Annotated in this window: 8 protein-coding genes and 3 pseudogenes; 7 read left to right on the top strand and 4 right to left on the bottom strand. The window is 74.5% G+C overall.

All coding sequences use genetic code 11. The annotated features are described in order from the left end of the window. From AC2CJA_RS14450 to glpK, 5 genes and pseudogenes are all read left to right on the top strand, one after another. On the top strand, positions 1–2,277 hold a 2,277-nt coding region (locus tag AC2CJA_RS14450), incomplete at its 5' end, for a glycoside hydrolase family 31 protein (RefSeq protein WP_484603099.1). A 95-nt stretch (positions 2,278–2,372) separates the two neighbouring features. Further along, positions 2,373–3,251 carry a M15 family metallopeptidase gene (locus tag AC2CJA_RS14445; RefSeq protein ID WP_484603098.1) on the top strand — a complete coding sequence of 293 codons (879 nt, stop codon included), beginning with the start codon at positions 2,373–2,375 and terminating at the stop codon, positions 3,249–3,251. Between the two features lie 292 nt (positions 3,252–3,543). Beyond that, a pseudogene (locus AC2CJA_RS14440) lies at positions 3,544–4,728 on the top strand (EAL domain-containing protein); the annotation flags it as partial. Between the two features lie 375 nt (positions 4,729–5,103). After that, the gene (locus tag AC2CJA_RS14435) at positions 5,104–5,838 is read left to right on the top strand and encodes an MIP/aquaporin family protein (RefSeq protein ID WP_484603097.1); all 735 of its coding nucleotides are present in this window, start codon (positions 5,104–5,106) and stop codon (positions 5,836–5,838) included. A gap of 96 nt (positions 5,839–5,934) precedes the next feature. Beyond that, positions 5,935–7,455 (top strand): annotated as a pseudogene (glpK, locus tag AC2CJA_RS14430) (glycerol kinase GlpK); the annotation flags it as partial. 91 nt (positions 7,456–7,546) lie between these two features. Here the strand turns inward: glpK and AC2CJA_RS14425 are convergent. Next, a complete protein-coding gene (locus tag AC2CJA_RS14425) occupies positions 7,547–8,194 on the bottom strand; it encodes a GTP-binding protein (protein WP_484603096.1) in 648 nt (215 codons plus the stop codon). A gap of 208 nt (positions 8,195–8,402) precedes the next feature. Between AC2CJA_RS14425 and AC2CJA_RS14420 the strand changes: the two genes are divergently transcribed. Beyond that, positions 8,403–9,380, top strand: a complete 978-nt coding sequence (locus AC2CJA_RS14420) for a Rieske (2Fe-2S) protein (protein ID WP_484603095.1) — start codon at positions 8,403–8,405, stop codon at positions 9,378–9,380. Positions 9,381–9,471: 91 nt separating this feature from the next. Here AC2CJA_RS14420 and AC2CJA_RS14415 read toward each other — a convergent pair whose 3' ends face one another. Both AC2CJA_RS14415 and AC2CJA_RS14410 read right to left on the bottom strand, forming a co-directional pair. After that, a complete protein-coding gene (locus tag AC2CJA_RS14415) occupies positions 9,472–9,933 on the bottom strand; it encodes a DUF742 domain-containing protein (RefSeq protein WP_484603094.1) in 462 nt (153 codons plus the stop codon). Positions 9,934–10,058: 125 nt separating this feature from the next. After that, the gene (locus AC2CJA_RS14410) at positions 10,059–12,551 is read right to left on the bottom strand and encodes a sensor histidine kinase (protein WP_484603100.1); all 2,493 of its coding nucleotides are present in this window, start codon (positions 12,549–12,551) and stop codon (positions 10,059–10,061) included. Between the two features lie 309 nt (positions 12,552–12,860). Between AC2CJA_RS14410 and AC2CJA_RS14405 the strand changes: the two genes are divergently transcribed. Next, on the top strand, positions 12,861–13,151 hold the full coding sequence (locus AC2CJA_RS14405) for a hypothetical protein (protein ID WP_484603093.1): 291 nt from the start codon (positions 12,861–12,863) through the stop codon (positions 13,149–13,151). A gap of 28 nt (positions 13,152–13,179) precedes the next feature. Here AC2CJA_RS14405 and AC2CJA_RS14400 read toward each other — a convergent pair. Then, positions 13,180–14,966, bottom strand: a pseudogene (locus AC2CJA_RS14400) (hypothetical protein); the annotation flags it as partial.

Genomic DNA, 14,966 nt, shown 5'->3' with positions numbered 1-14,966 from the left:
CTGCCGCGCGGTGGCCGGGAGCGGGCGCGGGTGCCGGGTCCGGCGCGGGGGGCCGAGCCGCGGCCGGGTGGCGGTGTGGTGCGCTTCGAGCGGTCGTCGCTGCGGGTTCGGGTGACGGCGGGCGGGATGGTGTTCTGCGGCTGGGACGGTGCGGCGCCCGAGCCGTCGTACGCGCTGGCGGGCACGTACCCGCAGGCGGATCCGCGGGCGGTGCTGGAGCCGGACAAGGACGGCGGCTGGCGGGTGGTCTCCGAGCGGGTACTGGTGACCGTGACCCGGCTGGGTGCGGTGGAGGTGCGCACTCCGGGCGGCGTGGTACTGCGCCGTGATCTGCCGCCGCGCTGGTGGGAACCGGCGGACGCCGCGGAGGGGGGTGTGGAGGGCGGTGCGGGGAGCCGGTGGACCCAGCGCTCGGAGGTGCCGGCGGACGCGCGGTTCTTCGGCCTGGGCGGGCGGGCGCCGGGACCGAGGCTGCGTGGTGGGCCGTACCGGCTGTGGAACGCGGGCCCGGTCCCGTTCCGGGCGGGGCACGGCGCGCGGTCGCTGACGATGCCGGTGCTGTGGGTGGTGGCGGACGCGGGCGGTCATCTGCTCTTCCACGACAACTCCTGGGACGGCCTGGTGACGCTGCGCGAGGGCCTGGAGGGCGCGGGTTCCGGTCACGACCGGCCGGGCCGGTGCGAGGTGCGGATGTCGGGCGGTCCGCTGCGCTACTGGGTGCTGACGGGTGCGCCCTCGCGGGTGCTGCACGGCTGGCGGGCGCTGACGGGTGCGCCCGTGCTGCCGCCGCGGTGGGCGCTGGGCCACCAGGCGGGCCTGTGGGGGGCCGGTGGCGAGCGCGAGGTACGGCGGGTGGTGGAGGGGTACGCCGAGCGGGGACTGCCGCTGAGCGCCGTGCACCTGGGGGCGGGCCACCACCGGGGGCGGCGGGGGTTCACGGTGGACTCGGGGCGGTTTCCGGATCTGCCGGCCCTGGCGGCCTCGCTGCGCGGGCCGGAGGGGGGCGGGGTGCGGCTGGTGTCGTGCGTCGATCCCGCGGTGCGGGCGGAGCCGGGTGGGGCGGTGTACGACGGCGGGCTCGGCGAGGACGCCTTCGTCCGGGATCCGCGGGGCGGGCCGGTGCGCGGGCTGGGTCTGGCGGGCGAGGTGGTGTACCCGGACTTCACCGATCCGCGGGTGCGCAAGTGGTGGGGAGGGCTGTACTCCGAACGGCTGGCGCAGGGGTTCGCCGGGTTCTGCCATGAGATGAACGATCCGGTCTCCCTGGCGGCCTTCGGTGATCCGACACTGCCGCGGTCGGCCGGGCACTGCCTGGAGTCGCGCGGCGGCGATCACCGGGAGGCGCACAACGTCTACGCCCTGGAGATGGCCCGTGCGGGCTTCGACGCGCTGCGGGGCCTGCGCCCCCATGAGCGGCCGCTGCTGCTGTCGCGCTCGGGCTGGGCGGGTCTGCAGCGTTACGGCGGCTCCTGGACGGACCAGACGTCGGCCGGCTGGGAGGGGCTGCGGGACGCGCTCGCCCAGGTGATCGGTCTGGGGCTGTGCGGGGTGCCGTACTGCGGCGCGGACGTCGGGGGTCCGGCGGGGTCGCCCCGGCCGTCGCCCGAGCTGTATCTGCGCTGGTTCCAGCTGGCCGCGTACCTGCCGCTGTTCCGCACCCCCGCCGTGCCGGGGTCCGCGCGTCCGGAGCCGTGGGAGTTCGGCCCGGAGGTGCTGGAGCACGCGCGGGCGGCGCTGCGCGAGCGGGAACGGCTGCTGCCGTACTTCGCGACGCTGGCCCGGCTGTCGAACCGCTCGGGGGCTCCGTATGTGCGCCCGCTGTGGTGGGCCGCGCCGAAGGACAGGATGCTGCGGGAGTGCGAGGACGCGTTCCTGCTGGGGGACGCGCTGCTGGTGGCTCCGGTACTGGAGCCGGGAGTGGTGCGCCGTACCGTGCGGCTGCCGCGCGGGCGGTGGTACGACACGGCCACGGGACGGGTTCACAGGGGCCCGGGCCGGGTGGTCGTCGAGGCTCCGCGGGCACGGATCCCGGTGCTGGCCCGGGCGGGATCGGTGATGCCGGTGGCCGGCCCGGAGGGCGGGATCGAGCTGGAGGTGTGGGCGCCGCCTCCCGGGCGTACGGGCGGCGGCGTGGTGGCCGCGGACCCGGGGGACGGCTTCGGCCGGGTGGAGCTGGAGCGGTTCTCGGTACGGGTGCTGGGCCGGGAGACGGTGGTGGCGCGGGAGGGGGGCCCGGAAGTGGGGTACCCGGTGCGCGTGCGCGGCACAGGGGCGTGAGCGCGCGGGAAGGCGCGGGCCTGTGCGCGGGGCCTGTGCGCGGGGCGCGCGGGCGGTGTTCCGGAACACACCGGCACCTGGTAGACGGAGGGGTCATGCCGATCAGGGAACCGATCACTTCGCCGTCCGCACGGCCGGCCGGGGAGCCCGTCGCGCGAAAGCCCGGGGCGCGCTCCCCGGCGGCCGCGGTCCTCCTCGTGCTCGCCGTGCTCCTCGCTCCGGCCGTCCTCGTCACCGCGGCGCCGTCCGCGCGGGCCGAGCCGGAGCCGAAGGCTCCGGCGGAGTTCGTGGCGCTCTCCGAGGTGGATCCGACGATCCTCCAGGAGATCCGTTACACCACCGCGCACAACTTCGTCGGCGATCCCGTCGACGGGTACCGCAAGCCGACGTGTCTGCTGACCCGCGACGCCGCCGAGGCCCTGCGCCGGGCGCAGTGGAAGCTGCTGTGGCGGGGGTACTCGCTGAAGGTCTACGACTGCTACCGCCCGCAGCGGGCCGTGGATCACTTCGCGGCGTGGGCGCAGGACCTCGGCGACCAGCGGATGAAGGAGGAGTTCTACCCCCGGGTGGACAAGACGCGGTTGTTCTCGGACGGGTACATCGCCGAGCGCTCCGGGCACAGCCGGGGCAGCACCGTCGATCTGACCCTGGTGCGGCTGCCCGCCTGGCCGACCCGGCCGTATGTGCCCGGTGAGCCGCTGGCACCGTGCTTCGCGCCTCCCCGGGAGCGTTTCCCGGACAGCTCGGTGGACATGGGGACCGGTTACGACTGCTTCGACACCCTGTCGCACACCCTGGACCCGCGGATCACCGGCGAACAGCGGGCCAACCGGCTGCTGCTGAAGGAGTCGCTGGAGGAGGTGGGTTTCGTGAACTACGAGGCCGAGTGGTGGCACTACACCTTCCGGCAGGAGCCGTTCCCCGACACCTACTTCGACTTCCCCGTGCACAACAGGTCGCTCACCGGGCGCTGAGCCGGCCCCCTCCCGCGGTGCGCGCCGCCCCGCGTGCGGTGGTGCCGGGCGCGGGGCGTCCGGGCGGCGGAGCGGCGGTACGGCACCACCCCCGTGGGTCCCGTACCGCCGTCGTCCGGTGGTGGTGACGCCTGCCGTTCCGCGGCGGTTCTGGGGGCGGCGCACTGTCACCCGTTCGTCGCATTTCCCGGGTTCTCCGCCTGCCCGCGGGGCGGTGCCCGCGCCGCGGAAATGCTCGTGAACTCTGCGCGAACACCCCCTACGGCTCCTCGGAGGGCAGCATGCTGGTGCCGTGCGTGCCTGGACGAGCCAACTCCGATTCGCCTACCAGCCGGTCGTGGACCTCCGAACCGGTTCCGTGACGGCCCTGGAGGCCCTGGCGCGCTCAGAGGGGGGCGATGTCGTGGCCGAGGCGTGCCGCGACCCGGAGCTGGACGCCGAGCTGGCCGCGCTGGCCCTGCGGTCCGCCGCGCGCCTGGAGGGGCTGCTGCCCCTCCACGTCAACGTCTTCGCCACCACCCTCGCCGGGCTCGGCGACCTCACCGCGCTGCGCCGGGCCGCACGGGACGCCGGCCGCCGCCCGTGGGAGGTGACGCTCGACATCGTCCCGCGTCCGTCGTCGGCGCACCGCGGTGAGTCCGTGCACCGCGAGGCGCTGGTGTCGGCGGTCGGTGCTCTGCGCGAGGAGGGCTTCCGGATCTGTGTGGACGGGGTCGGTTCCGGGGACCCACCGCTGCTGCTGCTCGCCGACCTCTCCCCCGACCTGCTCAAGGTGGATGCCGCGGTCGTGGCCGGGCTGCCGCACCGGCCCGCCTACCGGGCGGCGGTCGCCGGACTGCGGCGGTTCTGCGACGGCGTCGGAGCCCTGCTGGCCGTCGAGGGGGTGGAGACCGAGTTGCAGTACGCGTTCGCGCGGGCGGTCGGCGCGCACCTGGCTCAGGGCCACCTGTTCGCTCCGCCCGCACGCCGCCCGGCCGTCGAGGTCCGTGTACCGGTCTGCCCGCCCGCCGCTCCGCCGGCCGGGACGGGTTCGCAGGGTCCGCCGGTCGCGGAGTTCCTGCACCCGGCGGCCCTGCTGCCCCTGTCGGCCTCCGCCTCCCAGGTGCGGGCGCTGCTCACCGGATCGCCGGAGGTGACCGGGGTGATGCTGGTGGACCCCGACGGGGTGCCGGTGCGCGCGGTGGACCGGGACCGCTTCCTGCTGGCCATGTCGGGCCGGTACGGTCACGCCCTGTACGCCGACCGGCCCGCGCTCCGGCTGGCGGACCGGCCGCGCACGGTCCGGGTGGGCGCCACCGCCTGGGATGTGCTCGACGTGGTGGCCGCCGGGGACAGCGGCCGTACGGCCGACGACGTGGCGGTCGTGGACGAGGCGGGGCGCTGCGTGGGGGTGGTGCGGTTGGCCGAGGTGATCAGGGCGCTGGCCGACAGCCGGATGGAGGACGCTCCGGGACCTGACCGGCTGACCCGGACGCCCCGCCCGGGCTGAGCTGAGCCGCCTTCGGGCGGGGTGCCGGGGCGTCAGGCCGCCCGGCCGGGAAGGCCGGTGGCTCGCGCGATCGGCCGTGGGGCGTGCTGTGGGGTGCGGGGCGGCGTGGGTCCGCCTCGCTCTGCGGGTTGCCTTGACGCTCCTCCTCACCGGGTGAACACTTCCGATTATCAGAGAGTATCGCCGCATGTCGGCCTTCATGGCCGGATGCTCCCCGGGGCGGTCCCGCCGGACACGCACGCTCGCCGCGGACGCAGGTCGGGGCACGGCTGTGCCGTGTCGCCGGGTCCGCCGGCACGCCACAGCGCATCCCGCAGGGACGCCCGGGGCCACTGCCCGGGGTGACGGCACGGAGGAGCGGCAATGAACCTTCCCAACAGCGACATCTTCATCGGCGAGATCATCGGAACGGGCCTGCTGGTCCTCTTCGGCGCGGGAGTCAACGCCGCCATCACCCTCAACCGTTCCAAGGCGCAGGACGCGGGCTGGATCGTCATCGCCTTCGGATGGGGCCTCGGAGTGCTCACGGGTGCCTACACCGCGGCGCCGTTGTCCGGGGGGCACATCAACCCCGCCGTGACCGTGGGCATCGCCACCCAGACGGGGGAGGACTGGGACAAGGTCCCGGTCTACATCGCGGGGCAGATCGTCGGCGCGGTGCTCGGCGCCGTACTGGCATGGCTGGTCTACTACTCGCAGTTCGCGCTGAACCGCGACAAGGAGACCGCGATGCCGACCCTCGGCATCTTCTCGACGATCCCGGAGATCCGCAGCCCGGCGGCCAACCTGATCACCGAGATCATCGCGACCATCGCCCTGGTGCTGCCGATCCTGGCCTTCGGCCTGACCGAGGGACTGGGTGAGTCCGGCACCACGCTCCTCATCGTCGCGCTGCTGGTCGTCGGGATCGGCCTGTCGCTCGGCGGTCCCACCGGTTACGCCATCAACCCGGCCCGCGACCTGGGCCCCCGCATCGCCCACGCACTGCTGCCCATCCCCAACAAGGGCACCTCCGACTGGGGGTACTCCTGGGTTCCTGTGGTGGGGCCGATCATCGGAGGCGTCCTCGGGGCACTCGTCTACAACATCGCTTTCTGATCCGGACCCGAAGGACCGGAGGCCGAGGACGGAGGGATACCGGGGAGAGCGGGAAGGACCGAGGACGACCAGCAGAAGGGGACCGGAGGAACCGCCATGACGGACACCGCAGCCACCTACGTCGCCGCGATCGACCAGGGCACCACGTCGAGCCGCTGCATCATCTTCGACCACGACGGCGCGATCGTCGCCGCCGACCAGCGCGAGCACCGGCAGATCTTCCCCAAACCCGGCTGGGTGGAGCACGATGCCACCGAGATCTGGTCCAAGGTCCAGGCCGTGGTCGCGGGAGCGCTCGCCAAGGCGGGACTGCGCGGCCGCGACCTGGGCGCGCTGGGCATCACCAACCAGCGCGAGACGACCGTGCTGTGGGACCGCGCCACCGGCAAGCCGGTCCACAACGCCATCGTCTGGCAGGACACCCGCACCTCCGCCCTCTGCCGGGAGCTGGGCGGCGACGTGGGGCAGGACCGCTTCCGCGACCGGACCGGGCTCCCGCTGGCCAGTTACTTCTCCGGGCCGAAGGCCGCCTGGCTGCTGGAGCACGTGCCCGGGCTGCGCGAGCGCGCCGCCGCGGGCGAGATCGCCTTCGGCACCATGGACTCCTGGCTGATCTGGAACCTCACCGGCGGCACGGAGGGTGGTGTACACGTCACGGACGTCACCAACGCCAGCCGGACCATGCTGATGAACCTGGAGACCCTCCGGTGGGACTCCTCGATCCTGGAGGCCATGGGCATTCCCGAGGCGATGCTGCCCGAGATCCGCCCCTCGGCCGAGGTCTACGGCACCACCTCGGTGGGCACGAGCACCGGGGTGCCGGTCGCCTCCGCGCTCGGCGACCAGCAGGCCGCCATCTTCGGCCAGACCTGCTACGAGGTCGGCGACGCCAAGAACACCTACGGCACCGGTTCGTTCCTGCTGCTGAACACCGGTCACCGCCCGGTGACCTCCAAGAGCGGTCTGGTGACCACGGTGGGCTACCAGCTCGGCGGTGAGCGGCCCGTCTACTGCCTGGAGGGGTCGATCGCCATCACCGGCGCCCTGGTGCAGTGGTTCCGCGATCAGCTCGGGATCATCCGGGAGGCCGCCGAGATCGAGTCCCTGGCCGCGAGCGTGGAGGACAACGGCGGCGCGTACATCGTCCCGGCCTTCTCCGGACTGTTCGCCCCGTACTGGCGCTCGGACGCACGCGGCGTCGTCACCGGTCTGACCCGGTACGTCACCAAGGCGCATCTGGCGCGGGCCGTGCTGGAGGCGACGAGCTGGCAGACGCGTGAGGTCGTCGACGCGATGTACCAGGATTCCGGGGTCGAGATCACCAGCCTCAAGGTGGACGGCGGCATGACCGCCAACGGGCTGCTGATGCAGCACCAGGCTGATGTGCTGGACGTGCCGGTGATCCGGCCGGTGGTCTCCGAGACCACCTGCCTGGGCGCGGCGTACGCGGCCGGCCTGGCCACCGGGGTCTGGTCGGACCTGGAGGAGCTCAGGACACACTGGAGGAAGGACGCCGAGTGGACTCCGCGGATGGACGCGGAGGTCCGTGAGCGGGAGCACCGCAACTGGCGCAAAGCCGTCGAGCGCAGCTTCGGCTGGGAGGAGGACGGCGACGGAGCGACCCCGCCGGCCACCCGCCGCCCCCCGCCCCGCGGCCGCCGAGACGCGTGTTTCCGGCCGGGGAGCGCCCGGGCGCGGAACGCCCGGGTCAGGGGGCGCCCTCGCGGCGCAGGGGGGCGCCCGCGGTCATGGCGTGCTCGACGACCGAGGCCAGTACCTCGCGCACGGAGCCGCGGTCGCGCACGTCGCACCGCAGGACCGGCACCGCCGCGTCCAGCCCCAGCGCGGCACGCACCGCCCCCTTCGGGGGCCGGTCGGCACAGCCGGAGTGGTTGACCGCCACGGCGTAGGGGACGGCGTGGCATCGAAGGCGGTCGAGTGCGCCGAGACAGTCCCGCGGGCGGCGGATGTCGGCGAGGAGCACCGCACCGAGCGCCCCCGGTACCAGCTCGTCCCACAGGGGCCGGAAGCATTCCTGCCCCGGGGCTGCGAGGAGGCAGAGGGTCAACCGCTCGCCCAGGGTGATACGGCCGAAGTCCATGGCGACGGTGGCCCTGTGCGCATCGGCCCCCTTCGCTTCCGCCGCTTCCCGCACCCGCCCCGGTCGGCCGTACGGGAGGCGGGCCCCGCCCAGGAAATCCTCGGCACGCAGGGGTCCGACCTCGCTGGCGGAGCCGACCAGAGTGGTCTTACCCGCTCCGGGACCACCTGCCACCAGCACCTTCAGCGCCATCGGCGGGACGGTGGCGGCGTTCCCCCGGCGCTCCCGGCAGACGCCGGAGTCCGCGAAGACCATCGGTTCTTCCTCCGCATCTCGCAGTGCGGCCCGCACCTCGCGGTGCCGCCCGTCGGAGCAAGCGATCGTTCCTTACCGGCGCTGTGACGACAAGTCCCCGGAACGGCCGGGAGGAAATCCGGCCAACCACTGCCGGGGGCGGCCGGGTACGGCCGCCTGCCACCTCGGCGGGCCGTTTACGGCCGGTATCGTCAGGGAACTGGGCGGTATGCCTGTTTCTCAGAACCTCCGCACAGCCCTCTCCGCCGCCCGTTCCGCACTTCCGGATCCCGAGCGCCCGGGACGGGTGCTGACCGCGGTGGAGAGGCTGGAGAGCACTCCGCGTCTCGACGCCGCCCTCGGACCGCTGCGGCGTGCCGTACACGCGCTTCCGCTGGGCGGCGCACGCGACGCCCTGCACGGCCGCTGGCTGGGCCACGCGGTGCACCCGCTGATGGTCCAGATCCCCATCGGAACCTGGATGTCCGCCGCCGTGCTCGACCTGCTGCCCGGGCAGCGCCGCGCCGCCGATGTCCTGGTGGGGGTGGGCCTGGCGTCCGCCGGACCGGCCGCCCTGACGGGCTGGGTGGACTGGGCCGAGCTGCGCAAACCGCAGATGCGGGTCGGGCTGGTGCACGCCGCGGCCAACGCCACGGCCGTCGGGCTGTACTCGGCCTCGCTGGCCGCCCGGCTGCGCGGCCGGCGGGCCCGGGGCCGTCTGCTGGGGTTCGCGGGACTGGCCGTGGTGAGCGCTGGAGGGGCCCTGGGCGGCCACCTGGCGTACCGGCAGGCCGCCGCCGTCAACCACGCCGAGCAGGTGCCCGCCGTGGTCGAGCCCGGCTGGCACCCCGTCGGCGACGTGGCGGACCTGCCGGTCGGCGAGCCGGTCAGGCGGTATGTGGGCGAGACTCCGGTGGTCGTCGTACGCGAACCCGGCGGACAGGTGCACGCCCTGGCCGACCGGTGCAGCCACATGGCCGGGCCGCTGTCGCAGGGCACGGTCGCCGACGGATGCGTGCGGTGCCCCTGGCACGGCAGCGTCTTCCGCCTGGCGGACGGCTGGAACGTGAAGGGTCCCGCGACCTCTCCCCAGCCGGTCTTCGAGACCCGGCTGGTGGACGGACGGGTGGAGGCGCGTCTGCTCCGGGACCCGGTCGAGGCTCACCACCCCGTGGCCGGGTCGGCGGGCCGGACCGGACCGGCCTGAGCGGGCCGGCCCGAGCGGGCCGCCCGCGGCACCGGCGGGGGTCCGGGTCACTCCCGGGCCCCGGACCCCCGCCGGGACGTCCGGAAGGAGTTCAGAGCGCCCGCAGGCCGTTGATCACATCGCGCAGAATGCGCTCGTCCGGCAGCTCGGCCGGGGGCACGGGACGGGTGACGCGGACCAGTTCGGCCTCGACGAGATCCCCGACCAGAACGCGTACGACGCCCAGCGGCAGGTCCAGTACGGCCGCCAGTTCGGCGACCGGCCGAGGGGCCTGCCGGCACCGGGCGACGATGTCGAGATGCTCCGGGCCGAGGACGGCGGCCTCACCGCCCGCGGCAGCGGCATCGCGCGGGCCGTCGGCCGGGAGCCGGGTCCCGCTGTCTCCGGTCGGCCCGGCGCCCGAAGACGCGTCCGGGAGGCCGTCCACCTCTTCGGCGATCACCAGCGCGACCGGATCGATACGGCTTCCGGTCGCGCTGCGGGTGCGGCCGCGCGTCATGGCGTACGGCCGGACCACCGGTCCGGCGGCGTCGTCGAACCAACGGTCCGTCATGGCGGACTCACCCCGCACCGGCCGCGACACGCCGGGCCGGATCCGCCGGAACGGCACGGAGCCGCCCGGCCTTCGCTCTTCCGCCGCCGGCCGGGGCCACCGGAGCGCCCGGGAGCCGGCCCGGCTCACCCGTCGCCCGGATGGCGCCCTCCACGGTGCTGTGCACTGCGGTCATCGGCCGTCCCCCTCCAGTGTGCAGGTCGCGGTGTCCTGTCGCCCGAACCGGTCCCACCGTCCGAGCCGTTCCCGTCCCCGGAGCCGCCCACACCCGTGTCGCCGGGAGAGTTCACGCTCTGCTGCCGTCCGCGCCGCAGTCCGTGCTGGAGCGAGGCCATCCGGGCGCGGGCGCGGTCCGCGTCCCTTCCCCGGTCCCGGCTGTGGTCCTGGTCCCGGTTCCCCTCCGGGGGCCGGTGGGCTCCGGGCCGGAGCTCCCTGACGAGTCCGGTACCGCCTCCCTCACCGGGCGGGCGACGGAGCGGGGGCCGCGGCGGCGGTTCGCCGCGGCGGCCGGCCGCGGGCTCGCGCAGCAGGGCCCCGACGCCTCCACCGGTCTCCTCGGATTCCCCCTCTCGCGGCCCCGGTTCGGCCGGACCGGACCGGACCGCCCCGATGGCGGGCCGGGCGCCGCGCAGCGGAAGCCCCGCGGCGGTCCGGGCGCCGTCCGCGCGGTGCCCGGAGTCGCCGGCCTCCTCCCCCGCCGTCACCACGTCCCGGGGTGCGGCGGGGATCTCGGTGAGCAGCGCGCCGGGGATGAGCACGACGGCGGTGGTGCCGCCGTAGGGAGAGGGCTGCAGGCAGACGCGGACGTTCTGGCGCCGACCGAGCCGGGAGACGACGAACAGGCCGAGCCGGTCGGTGTCGGAGAGCCGGAAGTCGGGCGCCTCGGAGAGCCTGAGGTTGGCCTCCAGCAGCGCGTCGGGGGACATGCCCAGACCCCGGTCGTGGATCTCCAGGGCGAAGCCGCTGGGAACCCTCTCACCGAGCACCTGGACCGCGGTGTGCGGTGGTGAGAACACCGTGGCGTTCTCCAGGAGTTCGGCGACGAGGTGGGTCAGGTCGGCGATGGCGGCGCCGTCGACCGCGAGCGGGGGCAGCCCTCGAACCTCGATGCGCTCGTAGTCCTCCACCTCGGAGACGGCGGCACGGACGACGTCCATCAGCGGGATGGGTTTGCGCCACTGACGGGAGGGCGTGGCGCCGGAGAGGATGACCAGGCCCTCCGCGTGGCGGCGCATACGGGTGGTGAGATGGTCCAGCCGGAAGAGGTCGGCCAGTTCCCCGGGGTCCTCGGTGCGGCGCTCCATCGCGTCCAGCAGGGTGAGCTGGCGGTGCAGCAGTACCTGGCTGCGGCGGGCGAGGTTGACGAAGACCTCGGAGACGCCGCGCCGCATGTCCGCCTGTCTGACGGCGGCCTCGACGGCGGACCGCTGGAGGGTGTTGAGCGCCTGGCCGACCTGGCCGATCTCGTCGTGTCCGTACTCCAGGCGCGGCGCCTCGGTCTCCACGTCGACCTGTTCGCCCGCGGCGAGCCGCCGCATGACCTCGGGCAGCCGTACGCCCGCCGCCTTCCCCGCCTCCCTGCGCAGGGCGCCGAGGTCACGGACCAGGCCTCGGCCGATGCGCAGGGAGACGGCCACGGAGCCGACGACGGCCACGAAGCCCAGGATGCCGGCGACCGCGGCGCGCAGCAGCACGGAGGCCGCCTCCGGCTCGACCCGCCGGTGGTAGCGCTCGCCGGTCTCCCGGTCCATACGTCGCAGTTCCTCCAGGACTGCGCCGGACGTCTTCTGCCAGCGCTCCGCGTCGAAGGCCTGCAGCGCTCCCCCGGCGCCGGCGCCGATGATCGAGTCCTCGGCCGCGCGCAGGGTCCGGCCGTCGGTGCCGGACCAGAACCTCTGGTACCTCTCCCGGTCCTCGGCGGGCAGCATCGACAGATTCGTGCTGTAGGCGAGTTCGCGTTCGGCCACCCGGTCGGACACGGCCCGCAGCTGATCCCCGGTCATCCGGCCGGCCGTGAAAGCGGCAGCCAGCAGGGCGTCCTGGCGGGAGAGGTACTCACGGGCGCGGGAGAGTCCGATGAGAGCGCGGCCCTCCCTCTCCAGCCGGACGTCGTCGACACCGCGCAGGCCGGTGAGGAAGGTGTGGCAGGGGTCGACGAGCGCGTTGTACGCGTCGTAGGCGTCCTGGCGTTCGATGGTGTTGTCCGCGACCCGGGCACGCAGCCTGCCCAGTCGGTCGAACGCGGTCAGGAGATCGTCCAGGCGCCTGCGGGGGTCGCCGTCCAGCTCGTCGCGGATCTCCTCGCCCCCGGCTCGGGCCCGCAGGGCCGCCACGGCCTCGTCGGTGGCTCGCTGCCCGTCGCGCAGGGCTGTCAGGGAGTCGGAGCGGCGCGGATCGGCGAGGTGGACGAGGGTGCTGCGGCGTTCGGCCTGGACGGCGAGGACGGTCTCCTGGACCGGTTCGCCGAGCTCGCCCATGACGGCCGCGGCACCGAGCAGTTGGTCCGCCTCACGGCCGGTGATCACAGTGGCGAACGCCCAGATCGAGGTGAGCGCCACCAGCGGGACCAGCATGAGCGCCACGATCTTCCGCCGGATCGACTTGCCGCGAAAGCGCATGGCCTCCCCTGTGTCCACCCCGTCGAGCGGGAGCATGGGTTCCCTCAGCAAACGGCGCGAGCCTACTACTGGTAACGGGCGGGCCGTGGTCGCGTCCGGAATATCGGGCCCCCTGCGGCGCCTGTCGCGCGCTGTTGTGACGCTGTGTTGTGATACGCCGTATGCCGCACGGTGCGCGGGGAACGCGCGCACGGCAGGGCACGGGGAGACCGCATGGGGCTGAGCAGGGCCGACTGGGGACCGGGTGGGTTCGATCAGTTTCGATCGGACCGGGATGAGGATGTGTTGTACGAGGAGAGTGGAGATCGTATGGACTCCGGACCCGGGCTGCCCGACCCGGTGCGGGCGGCGGCCGTGCGCGCGGTCATCCTCGTGGCCGTGACCCTGGTGCTGGTGATGGCCGCCGTCCTGTGCTCCCTGGCGCAGGTGTGGCTGGCCCTCCCCATGGTGCTCGCGGCGGTGGCGGGCACGGTGGTCACCACCTGGGGCGTGCTGGACGTGTGGGTCACCCGGCAGATGTGGAACCAGCGCAACGGGGTGATCTCCACGCCGAGCAGCGTGGCGCGCGAGCGCGGCACGTTCCGCCGGAGACACGGCTGACGGCCCCGGGGACCGGGCCCCCGGGGTCTCAGCCGGGGACGCCGGAGGCGTCCGCCGTGGTGGTCTCCTCACCGGGGGCGGTCGGCGCCGGTACGGAGGGTGGCACCTTCTGTGGCCGGCCGGCGGCGTCGGGGCGGCGGAACATCCGGGTGGCGGTGATCTCGCCGTGCACCGGTTCCGCCTCCGGGTCCTGTCTGGGCAGTCCGGGGCGCAGGTGCTCCTCGACACTGATGTACTTCAGCCCCGCCCGCAGGTCGGCGTCGTTGCGCAGCCGGATGACCAGCGGGAACTCTGCCAGCGCCGTGGTGTCGAACAGGCCGGTGGTGTAGAGGAGCTGGACGCCCAGCGCGTCGGCGACCGCGCGCTGGAGTTCCAGCAGATAGGTGGCGTTGGCCCGGCCGATGGGGTTGTCGAGGAAGAGCGTGCCCGCGTGCCGGTGCCGGTCGCGGCCCCGGTCGTTGCTGCGCAGCGCGGCCATCGTGCAGTACAGGGCGATGGCCGCGGTCAGCAACTGGCCGCCGGAGAAGACGTCCCCCATCTGCCCGACCGGCACCCGTTCGGCGCGCAGCACCGCGTCGGGCTTGAGGATCTCCACCGACACCCCGCGCGGCCGGAGGGCGGCGCGCACGCCCCGCAGCAACAGCGTCATGCCGTCCCGGCGCAGGTCGGAGTTGCGGCGGACGGCCGCCCGGGTGGCCTCGTCGATGACTTCCCCCAGCCACTCGGTGAGGGCGGCCTGGTCGGGGTCCTCGAAGCGGATGCGCAGGAACTCCTGGCCGGACCACTCCCCCAGCCCGTCGGGGAGCCGGGACAGGCGCTGCGCGGAGCGGAGGGTGGCCAGCGAGGACTCCACCAGGCCGCGCAGCCGGTCCACGATGCTGTCCCGGTTGCGTTCCAGTTGTTCCAGCTCGTCGGTCAGGACGCGCAGGCGGGGCTCGAAGGCGGCGGCCCAGGAGGCGGCGTGGTCGGGCAGGGCGGCGGCCGGGAGCTCGCGGATCTGCTGGCGGGCCGGGGTGCGCACCTGCTCGTAGCGGGTGGAGTTGGCGTGCCGTACCAGGACGTCGCCCGCCTCGCGCACGGCCGACTCTGCGGCGGTGAGGTCCGCGGCGCAGCCGCGCAGGGAACGGCGGGCCTCGGCGGCCGCCTGCCGGGCCTGGTCGAGGGCGCCGGCGTACGGCTCGGGCCGCTCCCCGCCCTCCTCCGTACCCGTACCGCCCGTGCCGTGCGGGTCGCGCAGCAGGTCGCGGAGCATGGCCGCCAGTTCGTCGAAGGCCCCGGCGGCGTCCTCGGCGGCGCGCTGGGTGCGCAGCAGCTCGGCGTGGGCGGCGCGGGCGGCCTCCAGCGCGTCGGTGCGGGCGGCCAGTTCGGTGTTGGCGCCGCGCAGCAGGGTCTGGGCCTGCTCGGCGTCGGCGGGGACCAGGTCCCGCGGCAGTTCGGTGTAGGTGTCCCGGCCCTCTCCGGGGGCCAGCCGCTCGGCCTCGCCGCGCAGCCTGCCGAGTTGCTCGCTGGCGGCCGAGGCGCGGGACTCCAGCATCTGGACCAGGGCCTCGGCGCGGGCCGCGGCGGCCTGCCGGGAGGGCCCGTCGGCGCCGTCCGGATCTTCCAGGAGCCGGGCGGCGCGGGTACGGACCTTGTTGGTGAGCCGGTCCAGGGCGGCGCGTGCGGCGCTCTCGTCGCCCTCGGCCCGTGCCTGCTCGGCGCGGAGGTCCGCGCCGACCCCGACCTTCTCGTAGAGCTGGGAGGCCGCTCGGTAGGCCTCGCGCAGGGCGGGCAGTGAGGCGGGGGGACCGGCGGGCGGCGCGGCGGTGTCCGGGC

This window comes from Streptomyces sp. ATLC9 (genome assembly GCF_057196705.1).
Note: the sequence above shows the minus strand (reverse complement) of the source record. Positions and strands in the feature narration are given on the sequence as shown.

What these genes read in the sequence shown, in the direction of transcription:
- AC2CJA_RS14445 (WP_484603098.1), top strand. Translation starts at nt 2,373, where the DNA reads ATGCCGATCAGGGAACCGATCACTTCGCCGTCCGCACGGCCGGCCGGG.
- AC2CJA_RS14435 (WP_484603097.1), top strand. Translation starts at nt 5,104, where the DNA reads ATGAACCTTCCCAACAGCGACATCTTCATCGGCGAGATCATCGGAACG.
- AC2CJA_RS14425 (WP_484603096.1), bottom strand. Translation starts at nt 8,194, where the DNA reads ATGGTCTTCGCGGACTCCGGCGTCTGCCGGGAGCGCCGGGGGAACGCC.
- AC2CJA_RS14420 (WP_484603095.1), top strand. Translation starts at nt 8,403, where the DNA reads ATGCCTGTTTCTCAGAACCTCCGCACAGCCCTCTCCGCCGCCCGTTCC.
- AC2CJA_RS14415 (WP_484603094.1), bottom strand. Translation starts at nt 9,933, where the DNA reads ATGACGGACCGTTGGTTCGACGACGCCGCCGGACCGGTGGTCCGGCCG.
- AC2CJA_RS14410 (WP_484603100.1), bottom strand. Translation starts at nt 12,551, where the DNA reads ATGCGCTTTCGCGGCAAGTCGATCCGGCGGAAGATCGTGGCGCTCATG.
- AC2CJA_RS14405 (WP_484603093.1), top strand. Translation starts at nt 12,861, where the DNA reads ATGGACTCCGGACCCGGGCTGCCCGACCCGGTGCGGGCGGCGGCCGTG.